This window comes from Hungatella sp. (assembly GCF_046966825.1).
Genome location: NZ_JBKVCZ010000141.1, coordinates 1 through 16,150, shown reverse-complemented (window position 1 = coordinate 16,150; position 16,150 = coordinate 1). Strand labels below are relative to the sequence as shown.

Below are 16,150 nucleotides of genomic sequence, written 5' to 3'. Positions count from 1 at the left end.
GAAACTGAAAGCTTAGTGCGGTTCCTCTTTTTTTATTTCCGGAAAATTACAAAGAGAGGATGAAAGAAATAATGAAAAAAGACAAAGCCCTGTGGGGCAGCATCAGTATTCTTGTAGGAATCGTAATCGCTATTCTCGCGCTGGTAAGAGGAGATATGTAGACCTGGCTTCTGTTAGGCGTTTTTTCTCTGTGGGGCTCATGGATTATAGTGATTCTCCTGCTCCCCTATATGCGTCAGGCAAAGAGACGCCAGCAGCGGAAATACCGGCTTAAACGGCTTTATGCAGACGGAATTTACACTCCGGCTCCCCAGGCAAAAGAAAAAAAGGAAGGGGCGCCGATGGAACATTTGTTGCTCCGACACGTAAACCATCGTATTTCCAGCTACTTACGGGCCGCTTATCCAGATGTTACCTGGTCCTGGTGCGAAAAGGAACCGGAACGGCTTGCCGTTTATGGAGGAATCGGACGAATCCGCGTTTATGGCATTCCTGATTTTGACCATGCGGACGTAACTGTGGATCAGCAGGCAAATATCGACTGTAGTATGGTGAAAATTGTTCCTCTGTCTCATATTGGAGCTGCGCCGGACGAGGAACACAAGGCGCCGCCCAACCGTCAGCCAGTAGACCCGCAAATATGGTATGAGGTGCAGGGCAGAAAGATACTGGAAACGCTTATGGCCGACTTAAACTCGCGCGGACACAACAGCTTGACCCTTTATGAAAATGGGAATATCTGTATCCGCCAGGACAATGAGGAGGTAGCGCAGGAACAACTGCCCGCCTTTCCGGAAAGAACCTACTGGCCCCGGTTGGTTAAGGTGTTTGAGCGCAATGGTCTGGCGGCGAAGATAACCGATACCGGGATTGTAGTCACCTGGTAAGGCGCAAGTTACGGAAGGAGTGAATATTACAAATGAAAGAAGGTATTTCCCTGCAGGAAATGGCTGCTGAAATCACACGTCAGAATCAGTTAAAGGAAGATTATCTGGTGGATACCAGGAGCCTCAAACTGGAACCCAGCGGAAATCAGCTCTACCTGCATATGTATGACAATCAAGCGGAGGCGTTGGAACCCTTTGAAATCAATTCCATTGCCCACCGGCAGGTCGGCAGCTATTTAAAGATACCCGCAGACTATTATGACCGTATGCGGACTGATTACCCGGAGCTTCTGGCTGAGAACGTCAATTCCTGGTTTAACCGGGAACCGGCCAAGCGTATGCTGCGGACCATCGGCGGAACGGCACGCGCCTTTTTAAGCAACCGTTACCGGCGCATTGACAATATGGAGATAGCCAAAGTGGTACTTCCCATCATCGGCCAGATGGAAGGCGCTCATTTTGAGAGCTGCCAGATTACAGAGAGTCGAATGTACATGAAGATTGTCAATACACGCCTCGAAGCAGAGGTTGTCCCCGGCGATATTGTCCAGGCCGGATTGATTATCTCCAACAGCGAGGTCGGACAAGGTTCTGTAAATATACAGCCCCTTGTATACCGGTTGGTATGTAAGAATGGGATGGTAGTAAATGACGCCAGGACACGCCAGTATCATACGGGACGGATCAATACACTGGAAGAAAATTTCCAGTTATATTCCGAGGAAACGCTGGCTGCGGAGGATCACGCTTTTGTAAAGAAGATTGAGGATACGGTAAAAGCAGCCGTGGAGGAAGCACGTTTTTCCCAGGTAATAGACATTATGCGAAATGCGACTACCGCCAAAATGAATACGGTGGACGTTCCTGAAATTGTCCGGTTGACGAGCCGGGACTTCCATATTACCGAAGACGAGAGTGCCGGTGTTCTTCAGCATTTGATTGAAGGCAACGATTTAACTCTCTACGGGCTGTCCAACGCTGTTACCAGGCACAGCCAGAATGTAGAAAGCTATGACAGGGCTACGACGCTGGAAAGCATCGGGTATAAGATTTTAACCATGCCCCCGAGACAGTGGAACAAAATTAACCAGATGGCCGCATAAATGAGCGGCCTTACCAGAGGAGGAAAACAATATGTATAACCAGAATACGACTGCTTTAATGGAAAATGAGAAATTTTTACTGCCGGCTATGGTGGAAAGCGAATTCAGCACCGAGGAACTGGCCGAGGATATGGACGGTCTGCAGATGAGCTTTCAGCGGGTAAAAATCCCGGCAGGCGGCACCATTCAGTTTGAGCTTCCGTCCGACGCTCCTGAAAACCCTGACTACGCAAAGACGCTGGTAGGCGTAATTCTTCACAATCACGCCACCTGCGCCTATTGGCCGGAAGGAAGCGAGTACGATGATAATACCGCCCCGCTCTGTTCCTCCGTAGACGGGAAGCAGGGAATTGGCGATCCGGGAGGCGCCTGCGCGCCTGTGCCTTAAACCGCTTTGGCACTGATTCCAACGGAAAAGCCAAGGCCTGCAAAAATATGCGGATTCTCTATCTGCTCCGCAGCGGTGAATATATGCCGATTCAGCTGACCCTTCCGCCCACCAGTATCAGCCCCTTCCGTGAGTTTTTAAACCAGTCCTTTGCGATTCGCCGGCGGGCGACCTTTGGCAGCGTGGTGCAGATTGGGCTTAAAAAGATGAACAACGGCACAAATGATTACAGTGTCGCCACCTTCCGCCGTCTGTATGACTTCACTGGCGAGGAGCTGGTGCAGATACGCGCTTATGCCGACGGCTTTAAAGAACAGGTAAAGGGAATTCTTCAGCAGCGCGCAGCATCTACCGAGGAGCTGCATGATGATGGCTGTGATTACCTTGAGACAGGCACACTGCCCGGGGATAAAAACGGTAATTTTTCCCTTCCGTCCGCGATTGACGGGGAACGGGAAGCCTTACCCGCTTAATGGTTTTTAACAGCATTGAAACGATCAATACGTCAGCAAAGGACATCTCCGGTTTTGGGCCGGGGGTGTCCTCTTTTTTAGGAGGAGCTATGAAGATTGAAATACCATTATCAGATATACAGAAAGATTTTGCCGAGGAAAATCACGGGCTTGTCTATGCTTTTTTAAACGCTCACAGCTTAGACGAAGAGGAATTCTACGATGTGGTGATATTCGGCTACCTTCGGGCCGTCCGGCGTTATTTTACAGAAGCCGGCCTGAAAAAGTATAAATTCGGCACGATTGCATGGAATTGTATGAGGGTCGATTTACTCAACTATTATAAAGCAAACCGCAGCCAAAAGCGCAATGCTGAAGTAGTAAGCCTTCATGTGAGCTTATCTCCTGATGGTCCGCCGCTGGAGCACAGTATTCCATCTCGTAATGAAATGATGGAACAGCTGGAAGTAAAACTCCTGCTGCATGACCTGGCCAGGAGAGTCTCCAGGCAGCAGCTTGATCTGGTGCGCTTAAAATCCGATGGCTATGGCGTCAGGGAAATTGCCCGCAGGCAGAAAACAAGCATAAAGCACGTCCAGGAGCTGCTGGAGGAAGTCCGCGGTATCCTGATGGACTTATGCTATGAATAAACAAATGTCAAAAGCAGACTGGAGGTCGGAATGAATGAAAAAAGGTAAAAAGGAGCTTGTAATGAGCGGGCGTCTTATGCGCCCCCTTGTGGTGGGACAGAGCGCTTTTTTCTATGCGAACGGGCAGATATGCCATACCCTGCCCGTAGTAAAGATTCATGAACAGATGGAAGATTTTGTACGCTTTGAAACAGCAAAAACAGAGTATCATTTGTCACTGTCCCCTTTTCCAAGGTCAGCCAGTGCCATGATTCCTGCTAGCTTGGCTATGGCAGCATAAAGTACATCATAAACAGCGCAGAATCGGCAGACAGATTGATTTCTGACGCTTCAGCCGTGGCAGATTGATTCTTCCACGGCTTTCTTATTTGGAGGACAGAATGGATAACAATACCTTACAAGTAAAACCGGTACGGTCCAAGGATTGGATTTCGTATCAGTGTCAATGCTGCGGCAGGTGCTGCCGCCATATAAAGAACAGCGTCATGCTGGAAAGCCTGGACGCTTACCGTCTGGCGAACTATCTACGTGAGAACGGTGACTCTGTTACATGTATCGACGATGTTTACAGCCAATACAGCCTGCCTGCACCCTTGACGTCAGACGGATTTCCCGTCTATCTGGTCCGGACTGTCGGGCCAGACGATGCCTGTATCTTTTTGAAGGACGGCTTTTGCAGTATCTATCCGGCCAGACCCCGGACCTGCAGGATTTACCCCTTTAGTGTTGCGCCGGGACAACGAGGCAGAGATTTTGAATACTTCCTCTGTACAGACAAGACTCACCATCTGACTGGAGGCCGTGTTTTGGTAAATGACTGGTTTTACAAAAACTTTAAGAGGGAGGACAGAGACTTTATCAAGCTGGAATATCAATGCGCTGAGGAGATTGTGCGCTTTATGCGCCAGCTCCGGCCATCGGTCCGGGAGACGGCTCTGTTTTCGCTTCTGTATTTTCGATACTACAATTATGATCTGCAAAAACCGTTTCTGCCGCAATACGAAAAAAATCAAAAACTGTTGATGTCAGAGCTTCATAAGACTTTGCAGACTAACTGATGATAAAAAGACAGGAGATTCCGATGAATATTTTAGCAAAGTTCGAGACCGTCACAATAAAGGCGGCCATCAGGCTGGCGGAGGCAGACAGGCGCTTCTGCGAGGCTCATGAGAACGCTTATAAAAACGCCCTGGCCTGCTTTCAGGAAATGGAATACATATGGGAGGATATCTGCAGCAGACAAACAGATATCCTGTCGGAGGTAGATTCTCATTCCCCCTATTTATCCACCAGCGGCGGCCTGGACATTTCCGCTGAACAGATCCGTGAACACATGGTGGGGCTGCACTCCCGATTTATCTCAAATATCGTTACGCATTTCAGCAGAACTTATCACGTTTCCATTGATCAGAATACGATTGAGGATAAGCTGCTACCACAAAAAGCTTCCGAATCACGATGGACAAAACCAGAACAGGATGAAGGTGACATGTCTGCATGGTCCCTTCTCTATGAGGACATTGTTAAACTTATCTTTGAACAAATGAACGGCCGTGACTTTGGTGAACAGGCACTTTATGAATTAAAGGATAAATGCCATAACGCAGCATGGAGCTATTTAAACAAGACTGCGGAATTTGAAATTAAGAAATGTGTTCTGCGGTTCGCATGTGGCTGCTCTTACAAAAATTGGTATGGCAGTGGAGAATGGGAGCTTTATGGCAGCTTAAAGGAAATCCTGAAAGGCATAGCACACTTTGAGACAGGACGCTTTGCGCTTCTGCCCCATGGCTTTGACAGCCTGTTAGGCTACCGTCATTCCGGTTCTGATACGGTTGAATTTTCAACCTGCAGCAAGGTGAGCCAGCTTAAAATGTTTAAAAACGGACGGGTTGATATCAAATTTGCCAGTGAAGCCATTGCCCGGCAATTTGCAGACGATTACCTGGGCCGTGTCTATTAAGGAGGTACTTTCATGAAATATCCCTATGAGGCTAATCCTGTCTCATTCAATCAGAGAAAAACTCTGAATGAAAAGGTTCTTTATCTCATAAATCATGGCGAATCAGACTCGGCGGGAATTACTGCGGCTGATATCTTCAATGCCTATACAGGAGACGGCGGGCTGCACAATCTGCAGCGGGATGACTTTAAGAATTACCATGAATACAGTGACGCAAAAAAAGAAATAGAAAACGGACAGTTTTTCACACCACCGCCAATCTGTGACCTGGTAGTATCGTGTCTGAAGCCTTCCGCGTCTGACTTAATCGCAGACTTAACCTGCGGAATGGGAAATTTTTTTAACTTTCTGCCCGCAGAGTCAAACGCCTATGGCTGTGAAATTGACCACAAAGCCTACAAGGTAGCCCATTACCTTTACCCAAAGGCAAATATTGAGCTGGGAGACATACGCACATATGAGTCCGATATCCGTTTTGATTTTGTGATTGGCAATCCGCCGTTCCATTTGAAATGGTATCTGGAGGACGGGAGCGAAATGCTTTCACAGATCTATTACTGCGTTAAGGCTGCCGAACTTCTGAAGCCCTTTGGTATCATGGCTCTAATTGTACCGCAATCTTTTCTGGCCGATACCTTTACCGATGGCCGGCTGATTCAGGCGATGGAGAACAGATACAGCTTTCTCGGGCAGGTTGCCCTTCCGGACAATGCCTTCCTGTCTATGGGCGCGGGACGTTTCCCCACAAAGCTGCAATTCTGGCAAAGGCGGAGCGGATTGGAGGGTTGGGTTCCACTGCCTTATACCACAAAACCAGGCTTGTCACTGACAGCGGGCTTCCACATTCAGTCAGAGGCAAAACGGATCTATGACTGCTTTCTGGAAAAGGCCAGATCAGACCTGGAGGTACATAAATCACATATCCTGCTGGAGCTTGCAAAGAGCCGTGACACGTCAGCCGAGTTTCAGTATAAAATTAAAAAACTGCTCTACCATATCAAGATACATCCGGAGACTAAATCCCGGTATACAAAATGCTGTGAATATCTGTACCGGTTTTGCACGGAAAGGAAACCCGATGAAATGACTTATGAGGAATGGTGCCGGGTCCGTATTACAGAAAAGAAAGTATTATCGTATCTGCGTAAAACCTTAAAAAGACAGAATTTGCCGCCGGAGCGGGATGTAATTGCCCTGGTTAAACAAAACTACCACTTTGCCTATAAAGGGTACAGCGCAAAAATACGCCGGCAGATGGATTATGATCTGAGAGTGAAAACTCCAATCTATCAGGCGGTCCTGGAAAACAGCCCGGAACGCTATCCCGGATATGCCCGGCTACTGCGCGGAAAACGAAGGGATTACGAAAACCAGAACAAACAATTTACAGATATGAAGGAGGACCCGAACATCGCCAGATGGCTGTCCGGCTTTGTCCTGTGGGATGCTGAAAACAATGAAGCAATCCATTTAAACGAACTTCAGCGGCATGACCTTAATCTTGTGCTGCAAAAACGCAACTCCCTTCTCCAGTGGGAGCAGGGCAGCGGAAAAACCCTTGCCGGAATTGCGGTTGGACAGTACCGTATGGATTGTCAGGCTGTCCGGTATACCTGGGTAGTCTCGTCCGCTATCTCTATCCGGAATAACTGGGATGTGGTGCTGCGTAACTACGGTATCTCCTATGTATTCGTGGAAAAGCTAAAGGATTTGGAGAAAATCCGCTCGGGGGATTTTGTTATTATCACCCTAAATAAAATCAGCCAGTATCAGAAGCAGATTTCTAAGTGGATAAAACGGCGCCGGCAAAAAATCCAGCTCGTACTAGATGAGAGCGATGAGATCTCCAACGCCAACAGCCAGAGAACCAAAGCTGTACTGGCCTGCTTCCGGCGCTGCCGCATGAAGCTTCTGACTACGGGCACCAGCACACGAAACAATATTTCCGAGTTCGCACCACAATTAGAACTTCTTTACAACAATTCTATCCATATGCTTTCATGGTGCTCTAAGCTCTATCGCCATAAGGGAAAGGATTCTCACCTGGAATCACATAATAATCCGTATTACAGACAGCCCATTCCGGCTTATAAAAAAGGATATTCTCTTTTTTCCGCTTCCCACCTTCCAGATAAAATCACTGTTTTTGGGGTGGAACAAAAGACACAGGATATCTACAACGCCGATGTTTTAAGTGAAATTCTGGGTAAGACCGTCATCACACGTACCTTTGAGGAAGTCTGCGGAAAGAACATCAAGCAGCTTCATCAGGTTCCTGTCCTTTTTCCGCCGGAGGAAAAAGAGGTATACGAAAAAGCCATGGACGAGTTTCTCGTTATGCGGAACGATTACTTTAATCTGACAGGCAACTCCAGAAAAGACAGCATGATGAAGTTAATTCAACAGATTGTCCTGCTGCTGCGGATCAGCGCGGCGCCGGACACAGTAAAGGAGTATGGGGGCGATACGCCTGTCAAGGTTATGGCTGCCGTGGAGCTGGCCGCCGGGTGGGAAAATGAAATTGTCGCCATCGGCGTGCGGCATAAGGTGGTTCTGGATTCTTATGCCAGGGCAATCCGCAAATACCTTCCGAACCGGCCTCTGTACATTGTGACCGGATCTAATACCACATTTGCCAAAAGGCGCGCCCTGCGGCAGACGCTGCGGGAAAGCAAGAACGGTATCCTGCTCTGCACCCAGCAGAGCCTTGCGTCCAGTGTAAACTTTGAGTTCGTCAATAAAATTATCATTCCGGAGCTTCATTATAACAATTCCGGCATGAGTCAGTTTTATTTCCGGTTTATACGCTACACTTCAACAGAGTACAAGGACGTATATTTTATCACCTATGCCGGGAGCATTGAATCAAATCTTATGCAAATGATCCTGGTAAAAGAAAAGTTAAACTTATTTATGAAAGGACAAGATACGAATTTAGATGAAATATACGAGCGCTTTGATGTAGATTATGATTTGCTGTCACTGCTCATGTACCAGGAAGAGGACGATAAGGGACGGCTGCGGATTCGCTGGGGGAAACAAAACATTGCTTAAAAGTGAGGAATTTTTATGTACCAGTATATTTATCAGATTTCCACTAAACCGATTGAGCGGAATGAGTGGACGGGATTGCACTTTTTTGAGGACCAGCCATTGCCGGCAGCAGATTCTATCACTGCCGCGATAAATCGGGCAAAGGCGGTCAGCGTGTTGGGAGATTGGCTGCAGCAGCACTGTCTTGGCAGGCTTTCTGGTGAAGCCTTCCGCTTGAATACCAATGTACGGACTATCTATTTTAAAAAACGGTTCCAGCAATTTAAAAATGCTTTAGGGGATATGCAGATGGTTTCCGAGGATCAGTTTATCAATCACTATTATGAGGTAGAAAATCTCATATTGCGATTAAATGAGAGCTTTTGTAACCAATATGATACCTATTTTATTTTGGACCGGAACGCTCCCATTCCCCTGGATCAGTTTATCAGAATAGCCAGAACCAGTACCCCCTATTATGTTGGCGCGGTTTTGGATTATCACTATTAGGAGGAAAACCAATGAATTTCTATGAAACACCGGCAGGAAAAATGTTTAAATCCGGGTTCTGTACCGCCACACAGTTGATTTTTGCCGGTCTTTTAGAGCCGGCAGGGAAGGAGTCAGAGAATGAAGATACTTAAATTCTGCAGGCATAAAAGCGGGTTGTGGGAAGGTGTTATTTTTGAAAACAACTCTGGCAAGCATTACATTACAAATGGCATTGGGGTATGGGAAGAAAGTGAAAAACGGCTGGAAGGTCTGGATATTGTACACGCGATTGATATTCCCCGGCTGTGTCATTGTCTGGAACAGCATCATTGCCAGGAGGATCTGTTAAGGCAGCTTTTGGAGCGCTCTGCTTAGAAGATTTGAAAGCTGCAACGTAATAACTTGGAAAGGTGGTTTGCAATGGATTCTGACAGGACTAAGCAATTAAAAATATTATGCTGCGGAGCCGGAATGCAGTCTACGGCACTGGCACTAATGTCTTGTGAAAATGCTAAAAACGGTATTCAATATCCGTTGGTCCCGATTTATGATGCCATTATTTTCTGTGATTTATGTTCCGAAGCACCCTGGGTATATAGACAGGTAGCATTTATTGCTGACGCCTGCAAGGAGTGTGGTATTTCGTTTTATGTCCTCACTACAGATTTGTACGGCGTCTTTATGAAAAACTTTGGCAATGGACATGTCACCAGTATTCCCTTCTGGAGTATAGGAGCTGATGGCAAGAAGGCTAAAATGAGACGGCACTGCACAATAGATTTTAAAATTATAAAGATTCAACAGTTTGTTCGTTATGAGCTGCTGGGTTATCGTTGGCGTGAAAAATTACGTGAAGCTGACCGAGGCGCTCATGAAATGCATATTGGCTTTTCTTTTGAGGAAAAACAAAGAATTTTTGACAGTTATCACCCTATGTTTGTTAATCGCTTTCCCCTTGTGGAGATGGGACTTACCAGGGCTGATAATTACCGCTACTGTTTAGATGTTTGGGGATTGGACACCAAAGCAAGCGCCTGCATTTTCTGTCCATTTCACCGCAATTATTTTTTCTGGCATCTAAAACGTCATCATCCGAAGCGTTTTCAGGATCTGGTGGCTTTTGATCAAACGCTGGAGCGTGAACAGCCTAATACCATGATACGCAGCAAATTGTTCATATCCCGTTCCCGAAAACGCATCAGGAACTTGACCGATACAGAGTGCAATGACGCAGAGACATTTGATTATCGCGGAAAGCCAATCTGGAACGGCTTTTAAATTTTACCGAAAGGAGGGATTGCAATGGACATTACGGAACTTTATCAATCCTTGTCTGCTCTGCTCGACAAATTAAAACGGAACCGGGAGCTTGTATCCTTATCTGAATTAAAAACAAAGTATCGCAAGCCATATACAGCGCTTTGCGAAGATATACGAGCGGCAACTTCCGCCTATGTCAATAAGGCGGTTTTGCAGGGAATCCGTATCCGCAAGGAATATTCTAAGGAAGCTATTGCTATTATAGAAACCTCTATTAAACAGTCGGGGCTGCTACGGCAGATTTCGGCCGCGGCTTTCAAACGTCAGGATATCAAGGAGATCGAACAATTATCCCATACTTTAAATAAACAGATTGCAGCGGCTCTGGAACCGTTCTACTATCAGCACCTTGGTCTTTACCTGACTGAGGATTGTTTCGCAGACCCGCCCAGGACGCCGGATATCTATAGCGATGTCAACGGCTGTATTCTGCGTGACGGGAAGTGGATACCCGAGGAGATTCTATATGGTAAGCAGAATTCGGCAGCGTAAAGCAGCTGACCGGTTCCACTAAAAGTATTCTATAAAAGAGGATAAGAAGGAAATTAAGGAAATTTAACAAGAGAGTTGACTGACTGCTTGAATAAGCATTCGTCAGCTCTTTTTGTTATCGGCCAACACAATGGATTAAGCCGGCTGATCTATAAGGAGGAATTCTTTTAATGAAAAAATTAAAATGGCTGGACGAAACCTGCAATAGCTGCAACAAGCAAATTAATAGCTGGGATAAGAGGATCTCAAAGGTACTATCTTACAAATATCCCTGCTGCGAGGCATGTATCGCCAAAGAATATGATATGGACATAGACGCCTTACGAAACCGCATGGAGCATTATCTGGGCATCAGGCCCTGCCTTGGTTTATGAGGTGAACTTATGGCTGAATACAATCTTTTAACACAGCGCCTTTTGTCAGAAGGATATTCCGTGGACCATTATCCCAATTATGTACAGATTCAAGACAGCACCCTTCCCGGTGGCGATCCGCTTAACAACCTAGGCGGCGGCTTCATCTTCAAAAGAGCCGTTGCGAATGACTGTACCTATAAAACAGGCTGCGGCAAATATGTTCTGGGCAAAAATGTAAACAGCGATATGAGTTATATGGGTATCCTGTGGTGTCATGAAAATGATAATCCGGTTATCCGGTGTCCCTACGATATCCCGGACTGTCCGGACAATGACCCGCTGCTCCATGGCACTCATGGCGGAGGACTCTGTATTATGTGCCATTGCGTCTGCCATAGAACAGAGGAAAGCTATGATTACGAGAATAGTATTGAAAAAGCGGACGATGAGCGTCAGGCGGAAAAGGACAAAAAATATGAAGAATACTCGAAAGCCCACAATGGACGGGTATGTTTGAATCATATGTATTTTGACGAACGGACGCGAGAATGGCGACTAAACTATGAACCACAAAGGTGTGCCAGGATTTGCTATTCACAAAATGGGTGGTGCCCTGTTTTAGACCGGCGGCTTAGCCGGAAAAAGGCCAACGTATACTATGACTTAAAGACAAGCCACATCAGGAAAGATGGAACCCTGTTCGATGGGGAAGTGATCGTCCACATTGAAAAGGGAATACGCTACTTTGAACGCCCTGTGTGTATGGATATCTGCGAGGCTTTTATCCGCCAAAATGGAAAAGAAATCATCTGGAATAAATACAAGTGGAATACCTATACCACCATAAAACTATTTGATCCCACATTCCAGGCTGAGATTCTAAATGTCAGAGCAGAATCCAGGCCAAGCCGTGACCTTATGCAGGATCTGGCTGATATCCAGGAGGGTATCAACATATCGCATTCATCAGATTTAGTAAAATGCCAAAAGGAAGCAAAACGGGAACGGCGTCAAAGGGCGCGAACAAAACGAATTGAAAAGCTGGAAGCAAAAATCCTTAAAAACGGATATGGCAGCCTGGAGAATTACTCTTTAGATAAGATTCATGCAGATAAATGGCTGACACCCGAACGAATTGAGGAACTGGAAAAATTACGGCTGCAAAGGATTAAGGAAGAACAAGAACAACCGGTACAAATGAACCTGTTCGATTAAGGAAGGAGACTGAACTATATGGCAAATGATTTTATAACACATCAATTATATGCACCACAGGTAACTGCTGATCCGTTTCACAAAGACAGGTTATTTTCAAAGCAGCTTGGAATGGTAAAAGCATTTTGGCAGGACTTAATCTGCGCCGATAACTTTCGGGCAGCTAAGTGGAATCAGGGAGGACTCACTTATATGCTGTACCACAGCACCCGTGAGACAGATGCTTTTGTAATCGGCGTTATCGGAAGCGATGGGCTGCCTCTTTCTCACCATAGCTATCTGAAAAGTGAGGTAGGGACAGGAAAATATTACGCCGATATCCTTTCAAACCTGCCATATGCCAGGAAGGACGGTGCATTAGAGGTTATGGTGGTTAAATCTTGATTTCCACTATGACAGACCAAAGGAACAGATCAGAATGTGAGGAATACTAATGAGAGGCCAGATAGATTTACCCGTGTACGGTGATTATGTGGGGCAGGTCATCAAGGAACTGCGCGTTATAGCTGGCTGCCATACCATGTGTCTGCGTTTTTCCGGCGGCAAAGACAGTGTGGTGCTGAAATGGTTATTCGATCAAGCCGGTATCCCCTACCAGGCCAGATTCAGCCGAACCAGCGTTGATCCCCCTGAGCTGCTTCGTTTCATCAGAAAGTATCATTCCGATGTGATAGAAGAACCGCCCAGAATATCCATGTTCCACCTAATTATTAAAAAAGGGTTCCCTCCTACGAGAGTCTGCCGATATTGCTGCAGTGAATACAAGGAACGAAACACATGCCCGAAAGAGGGGCATGTCCTTACGCTGACTGGGGTACGCAAAGCTGAAAGCGTAAAGCGAAGGAACCGCTCAAGAGTTGAAACCTGTCAGGCATACAAGGGTGTGACATTTTTTCATCCCATTCTTGACTGGACTGATGAACAGCTCTGGAACGTCATAGACGATAACCATATTCCATACTGCGAATTATACGATGAAGGCTTCAGCCGGATCGGCTGTGTTGGCTGTCCTCTCACATCATCTAAAAATATGCTTCGGGAATTCCGGCGCTGGCCTAATTTTGAAAAGGCTTATTTGTGGGCATTTGAGCGAATGTTAGAGGGCCGTCAGTTTGATAAATGGAAAACTAAATATGATGTGATGGACTGGTATATGTATGGCGTCCAGGAGCAATATAAAAAGCTGGACGAAGAAAATGATAAACTATGGAAGCAAAATACATTTCGTGCCTATGATAATGAACTGTATTATGGCGATTATTTTGATAATCTGACCCATGAGTATGAAAGCAGAGATGTCAATGCTGCAATTCAAATTTTACATAGCAGCCAGAAAAAGAAAGAGGTTACGCGGATTGCATGTTAAGCAATCCAAAGAAAGGAGTATATTACCAATGAAAATAAATATATACACAAAGCTGCCGGATATTGCGTCCGAATCAGAGGTCATTCTCACGCCGGTTTGTTCCTTTAACCATGTTTTTCAAAATATTGAAAAGGGGGAAAACGGTATCGACCGGCCGGCCAGTGAATTAGTTTATTCCCGCTCCGATTATGATGGATACAGATGGTATACCTCCTGGTTTAAATGCCATAAGGAGCGGCTGGACCCAGAATTAGTAAAGGAGATTGATGAATTTACGGAAGCGTTATTCCTATTGCCGGAATTTACATCATTATCGGCCATGAAACGGCTTTGTGCTGCCTGCGCGGAGCCGACCCGCGATGAAACGGAATACAACCTTTACTCCGAAACACAACGCTTACAAATATGGTTACGGCTGATAACACGGTTTAAAGATTATAACCTATATGTACATTATTATTTAAAATAGCATTCTAGGGCAGTAGTGACTTCTTTCGCCATATTATGTTCAAAGCGTCCCCGCAGCAGTAATCAGAGGGGACGCTTTTTAATGGAAGTATTCTCACACCATCTATTTTTCATATCTCTCCGGGCAATAAAAAACCAACAAATCCATCTCCACGCTTGAATCCTCTTCCCTTTTTTCACGCAGATCGCAGGTAATATAATAGTCATTAAAAATAAATGCCGTAATATCCGGCTCCAGGAGCCGTATATCTTTTGTCCTAAAGTCAATCACCCCGATTCCATACGGTTCATCGCTCCAGCTCTCACTCATCATACGATTCAGACAATCTGTACATAAAAATTTACCGGCCTTTTTTATATCCAGAACTTCATCATTATTAAAGGTGAGGGAGGCACGGGCGTATCCTCTGTTCGGATCTTCTGAAACCAATGACAAAAAACCGTCGTCACCAGTATTCAATATGTGAGAAGATGACCCCTTTACAGGCTCTTCTATCAGTTTCTTATGATCATCATACCGGTTAATTTCCACACATGACAGCTTAAAAGTATTCAGGCTGATAAAGCCTACATTTTCCTGCCCAAAGTACCAGGTTAGCAGCGTCTCTTTTCCTCCATTACAGAGCAGGCAATCCTCTGGCGCTGTATCCGACCTGTATCGCGGAGGTTCCTCCTGTTCAATATCAGATTCCTGGCTTTGCCCTGGCTCGTTTTGTCCTGGCTGCTCTTGCTCCCACTGCCTGGTTTTATCCCCTCTTTGTCTATTTGACAGACCAGCGCCAACTATACATGCCAGCAAAAGCAAAACAGAAGTGATAAATAGTATGCAGACTTTTCTTGATATGCCAAAAGTAAATATCTTCTTCATAAGATCTCCTATCTGGTTAAAAAAGTTATTTTTATCATTATATCTAATACAATCAGATATTAAGGGGTGAGTATCTAGCCTATCCAGACATATTACAGTCACCTATAGGGTAAAATCATATACAGAGGTGATTTGGTATGTATGAAAACTTGTTTTATCAACGGTTAGAAAAATTACGTTCTGAAAAAGGGGTATCTGCGCGGGATATGAGCTTGTCCATTGGACAAAGCGCGGGGTATATTAACGCGCTGGAAAACAGAAACGGCTTTCCGTCCATGCAGGTCTTTTTCTATATCTGCGAATACTTAGGCGTTACGCCAGCCGAATTTTTCGACAGTGATAACAGCTATCCTACAGAGTATAAAGAAATGCTTGACGATATAAAGGCCCTGGATCATGAGCAGTTGGGGAATGTGAAAGCCATTATTAAAGGGTTAAAAAAGTAGCCGGCCGAATCATTCAGAGGATTTTCGCCGTATCCGGGTGAATGTATACGATTTTCAGCCCCTTTCGCATGGCATACTTTACGGTCTGTCCTGTGACTGATTTCACCGTATGATTTCCGTCATAAATGGCTACCATGTGCTGCGCCTGATCAACCATATAATAATTTTGCCGGAAAAATCCTTCTCTGCCGTCTGCACCTCTAATGGTTATACATTCCGCACTGTGCTTTTTCAGAAAGTTCATGCGTTTTCGGCTCCGTTCATCCCAATTCGCATCATAGCCTTCATATGGAAAAACAATGCAAAACTCTATGTCCCCATATCCAGGCCGTTCCTTCAGGCGTAGGATCAATTCACCGGCCCATATGCCAACTCCCAGTGAACCACTTATATAAAAACGGCGTACACCTATTGCATGGAGTATCTTAACTTGTTCTGCCATAGCATTTTTTATTCTTTTGCATAAAGAATAATTTTCTTTGTATTTAAACTTAAATCGCGTTGGTTTATGTCCTATCACTGTACATGCGAGTTTTTCCATCCAATTCCTCCTTAATAAATTCTAAAATTATTACTATTATACATGCTATGGACGTTAAAAATCAACCATAGACGCTTAATTAACCATGCCATAGACGATAAAATATAACT

22 protein-coding genes are annotated in these 16,150 nt (G+C 45.4%); 20 read left to right on the top strand and 2 right to left on the bottom strand.

Translation table 11 applies throughout. From position 1 onward, the window contains the following. Positions 1-341: 341 nt before the first annotated feature. From ACLTD4_RS28025 to ACLTD4_RS27935, 19 genes are all read left to right on the top strand, one after another. Entirely contained in the window at positions 342-887 is a 546-nt protein-coding gene (locus tag ACLTD4_RS28025; RefSeq protein WP_412331742.1) for a hypothetical protein, read from the top strand. 32 nt (positions 888-919) lie between these two features. Then, positions 920-1,990: a DUF932 domain-containing protein gene (locus ACLTD4_RS28020; RefSeq protein WP_006771556.1), complete on the top strand. Its 1,071-nt coding sequence runs from the start codon at positions 920-922 to the stop codon at positions 1,988-1,990. Between the two features lie 31 nt (positions 1,991-2,021). Beyond that, on the top strand, positions 2,022-2,378 hold the full coding sequence (locus tag ACLTD4_RS28015; protein ID WP_412331741.1) for a hypothetical protein: 357 nt from the start codon (positions 2,022-2,024) through the stop codon (positions 2,376-2,378). Positions 2,379-2,425: 47 nt separating this feature from the next. Then, entirely contained in the window at positions 2,426-2,851 is a 426-nt protein-coding gene (locus ACLTD4_RS28010) for a hypothetical protein (RefSeq protein WP_412331740.1), read from the top strand. Positions 2,852-2,940: 89 nt separating this feature from the next. Continuing rightward, positions 2,941-3,480, top strand: coding sequence for a DNA-directed RNA polymerase sigma-70 factor (locus ACLTD4_RS28005; protein ID WP_034858546.1), 540 nt, complete (start codon positions 2,941-2,943; stop codon positions 3,478-3,480). A 34-nt stretch (positions 3,481-3,514) separates the two neighbouring features. Continuing rightward, a complete protein-coding gene (locus ACLTD4_RS28000) occupies positions 3,515-3,760 on the top strand; it encodes a hypothetical protein (protein ID WP_006778107.1) in 246 nt (81 codons plus the stop codon). Between the two features lie 100 nt (positions 3,761-3,860). Beyond that, positions 3,861-4,538 carry a YkgJ family cysteine cluster protein gene (locus tag ACLTD4_RS27995; RefSeq protein ID WP_006778106.1) on the top strand — a complete coding sequence of 226 codons (678 nt, stop codon included), beginning with the start codon at positions 3,861-3,863 and terminating at the stop codon, positions 4,536-4,538. 23 nt (positions 4,539-4,561) lie between these two features. Beyond that, positions 4,562-5,443 carry a hypothetical protein gene (locus ACLTD4_RS27990; RefSeq protein WP_006778105.1) on the top strand — a complete coding sequence of 294 codons (882 nt, stop codon included), beginning with the start codon at positions 4,562-4,564 and terminating at the stop codon, positions 5,441-5,443. 12 nt (positions 5,444-5,455) lie between these two features. Next, a complete protein-coding gene (locus ACLTD4_RS27985; RefSeq protein WP_006778104.1) occupies positions 5,456-8,497 on the top strand; it encodes an SNF2-related protein in 3,042 nt (1,013 codons plus the stop codon). 15 nt (positions 8,498-8,512) lie between these two features. After that, on the top strand, positions 8,513-8,986 hold the full coding sequence (locus ACLTD4_RS27980; RefSeq protein ID WP_006771563.1) for a hypothetical protein: 474 nt from the start codon (positions 8,513-8,515) through the stop codon (positions 8,984-8,986). 11 nt (positions 8,987-8,997) lie between these two features. After that, on the top strand, positions 8,998-9,120 hold the full coding sequence (locus ACLTD4_RS27975) for a hypothetical protein (protein WP_006771564.1): 123 nt from the start codon (positions 8,998-9,000) through the stop codon (positions 9,118-9,120). Continuing rightward, entirely contained in the window at positions 9,107-9,343 is a 237-nt protein-coding gene (locus ACLTD4_RS27970; RefSeq protein WP_006771565.1) for a hypothetical protein, read from the top strand. Before ACLTD4_RS27975 ends, ACLTD4_RS27970 begins: the two co-directional genes overlap by 14 nt. A 45-nt stretch (positions 9,344-9,388) precedes the next feature. Further along, positions 9,389-10,246 (top strand): hypothetical protein, encoded by an 858-nt coding sequence (locus tag ACLTD4_RS27965; RefSeq protein WP_006771566.1) that lies wholly within the window; start codon positions 9,389-9,391, stop codon positions 10,244-10,246. Positions 10,247-10,270: 24 nt separating this feature from the next. Continuing rightward, entirely contained in the window at positions 10,271-10,780 is a 510-nt protein-coding gene (locus tag ACLTD4_RS27960; protein WP_006771567.1) for a hypothetical protein, read from the top strand. Between the two features lie 170 nt (positions 10,781-10,950). After that, a complete protein-coding gene (locus ACLTD4_RS27955; RefSeq protein WP_006771568.1) occupies positions 10,951-11,154 on the top strand; it encodes a hypothetical protein in 204 nt (67 codons plus the stop codon). 9 nt (positions 11,155-11,163) lie between these two features. Then, complete coding sequence (locus ACLTD4_RS27950; RefSeq protein ID WP_006771569.1) at positions 11,164-12,351, top strand: hypothetical protein; 1,188 nt, start codon at positions 11,164-11,166, stop codon at positions 12,349-12,351. A gap of 18 nt (positions 12,352-12,369) precedes the next feature. Further along, on the top strand, positions 12,370-12,735 hold the full coding sequence (locus ACLTD4_RS27945; RefSeq protein WP_006771570.1) for a hypothetical protein: 366 nt from the start codon (positions 12,370-12,372) through the stop codon (positions 12,733-12,735). A 49-nt stretch (positions 12,736-12,784) separates the two neighbouring features. Further along, entirely contained in the window at positions 12,785-13,717 is a 933-nt protein-coding gene (locus tag ACLTD4_RS27940; protein ID WP_006771571.1) for a phosphoadenosine phosphosulfate reductase family protein, read from the top strand. A 28-nt stretch (positions 13,718-13,745) separates the two neighbouring features. Further along, on the top strand, positions 13,746-14,186 hold the full coding sequence (locus ACLTD4_RS27935; protein WP_006771572.1) for a hypothetical protein: 441 nt from the start codon (positions 13,746-13,748) through the stop codon (positions 14,184-14,186). 102 nt (positions 14,187-14,288) lie between these two features. Here ACLTD4_RS27935 and ACLTD4_RS27930 read toward each other — a convergent pair whose 3' ends face one another. Then, complete coding sequence (locus ACLTD4_RS27930; RefSeq protein WP_006771573.1) at positions 14,289-15,053, bottom strand: hypothetical protein; 765 nt, start codon at positions 15,051-15,053, stop codon at positions 14,289-14,291. A gap of 137 nt (positions 15,054-15,190) precedes the next feature. Here ACLTD4_RS27930 and ACLTD4_RS27925 point away from each other — a divergent pair, with 137 nt between their 5' ends. Continuing rightward, positions 15,191-15,499: a helix-turn-helix domain-containing protein gene (locus ACLTD4_RS27925; RefSeq protein ID WP_006771574.1), complete on the top strand. Its 309-nt coding sequence runs from the start codon at positions 15,191-15,193 to the stop codon at positions 15,497-15,499. 13 nt (positions 15,500-15,512) lie between these two features. On the opposite strand, the gene ACLTD4_RS27920 is transcribed toward ACLTD4_RS27925, so the two are convergent. Further along, complete coding sequence (locus ACLTD4_RS27920; RefSeq protein WP_006771575.1) at positions 15,513-16,040, bottom strand: SLOG family protein; 528 nt, start codon at positions 16,038-16,040, stop codon at positions 15,513-15,515. Between the last annotated feature and the right edge of the window lie 110 nt (positions 16,041-16,150).

What these genes read in the sequence shown, in the direction of transcription:
- ACLTD4_RS28025 (WP_412331742.1), top strand. Translation starts at nt 342, where the DNA reads ATGGAACATTTGTTGCTCCGACACGTAAACCATCGTATTTCCAGCTAC.
- ACLTD4_RS28020 (WP_006771556.1), top strand. Translation starts at nt 920, where the DNA reads ATGAAAGAAGGTATTTCCCTGCAGGAAATGGCTGCTGAAATCACACGT.
- ACLTD4_RS28015 (WP_412331741.1), top strand. Translation starts at nt 2,022, where the DNA reads ATGTATAACCAGAATACGACTGCTTTAATGGAAAATGAGAAATTTTTA.
- ACLTD4_RS28010 (WP_412331740.1), top strand. Translation starts at nt 2,426, where the DNA reads ATGCGGATTCTCTATCTGCTCCGCAGCGGTGAATATATGCCGATTCAG.
- ACLTD4_RS28005 (WP_034858546.1), top strand. Translation starts at nt 2,941, where the DNA reads ATGAAGATTGAAATACCATTATCAGATATACAGAAAGATTTTGCCGAG.
- ACLTD4_RS28000 (WP_006778107.1), top strand. Translation starts at nt 3,515, where the DNA reads ATGAAAAAAGGTAAAAAGGAGCTTGTAATGAGCGGGCGTCTTATGCGC.
- ACLTD4_RS27995 (WP_006778106.1), top strand. Translation starts at nt 3,861, where the DNA reads ATGGATAACAATACCTTACAAGTAAAACCGGTACGGTCCAAGGATTGG.
- ACLTD4_RS27990 (WP_006778105.1), top strand. Translation starts at nt 4,562, where the DNA reads ATGAATATTTTAGCAAAGTTCGAGACCGTCACAATAAAGGCGGCCATC.
- ACLTD4_RS27985 (WP_006778104.1), top strand. Translation starts at nt 5,456, where the DNA reads ATGAAATATCCCTATGAGGCTAATCCTGTCTCATTCAATCAGAGAAAA.
- ACLTD4_RS27980 (WP_006771563.1), top strand. Translation starts at nt 8,513, where the DNA reads ATGTACCAGTATATTTATCAGATTTCCACTAAACCGATTGAGCGGAAT.
- ACLTD4_RS27975 (WP_006771564.1), top strand. Translation starts at nt 8,998, where the DNA reads ATGAATTTCTATGAAACACCGGCAGGAAAAATGTTTAAATCCGGGTTC.
- ACLTD4_RS27970 (WP_006771565.1), top strand. Translation starts at nt 9,107, where the DNA reads ATGAAGATACTTAAATTCTGCAGGCATAAAAGCGGGTTGTGGGAAGGT.
- ACLTD4_RS27965 (WP_006771566.1), top strand. Translation starts at nt 9,389, where the DNA reads ATGGATTCTGACAGGACTAAGCAATTAAAAATATTATGCTGCGGAGCC.
- ACLTD4_RS27960 (WP_006771567.1), top strand. Translation starts at nt 10,271, where the DNA reads ATGGACATTACGGAACTTTATCAATCCTTGTCTGCTCTGCTCGACAAA.
- ACLTD4_RS27955 (WP_006771568.1), top strand. Translation starts at nt 10,951, where the DNA reads ATGAAAAAATTAAAATGGCTGGACGAAACCTGCAATAGCTGCAACAAG.
- ACLTD4_RS27950 (WP_006771569.1), top strand. Translation starts at nt 11,164, where the DNA reads ATGGCTGAATACAATCTTTTAACACAGCGCCTTTTGTCAGAAGGATAT.
- ACLTD4_RS27945 (WP_006771570.1), top strand. Translation starts at nt 12,370, where the DNA reads ATGGCAAATGATTTTATAACACATCAATTATATGCACCACAGGTAACT.
- ACLTD4_RS27940 (WP_006771571.1), top strand. Translation starts at nt 12,785, where the DNA reads ATGAGAGGCCAGATAGATTTACCCGTGTACGGTGATTATGTGGGGCAG.
- ACLTD4_RS27935 (WP_006771572.1), top strand. Translation starts at nt 13,746, where the DNA reads ATGAAAATAAATATATACACAAAGCTGCCGGATATTGCGTCCGAATCA.
- ACLTD4_RS27930 (WP_006771573.1), bottom strand. Translation starts at nt 15,053, where the DNA reads ATGAAGAAGATATTTACTTTTGGCATATCAAGAAAAGTCTGCATACTA.
- ACLTD4_RS27925 (WP_006771574.1), top strand. Translation starts at nt 15,191, where the DNA reads ATGTATGAAAACTTGTTTTATCAACGGTTAGAAAAATTACGTTCTGAA.
- ACLTD4_RS27920 (WP_006771575.1), bottom strand. Translation starts at nt 16,040, where the DNA reads ATGGAAAAACTCGCATGTACAGTGATAGGACATAAACCAACGCGATTT.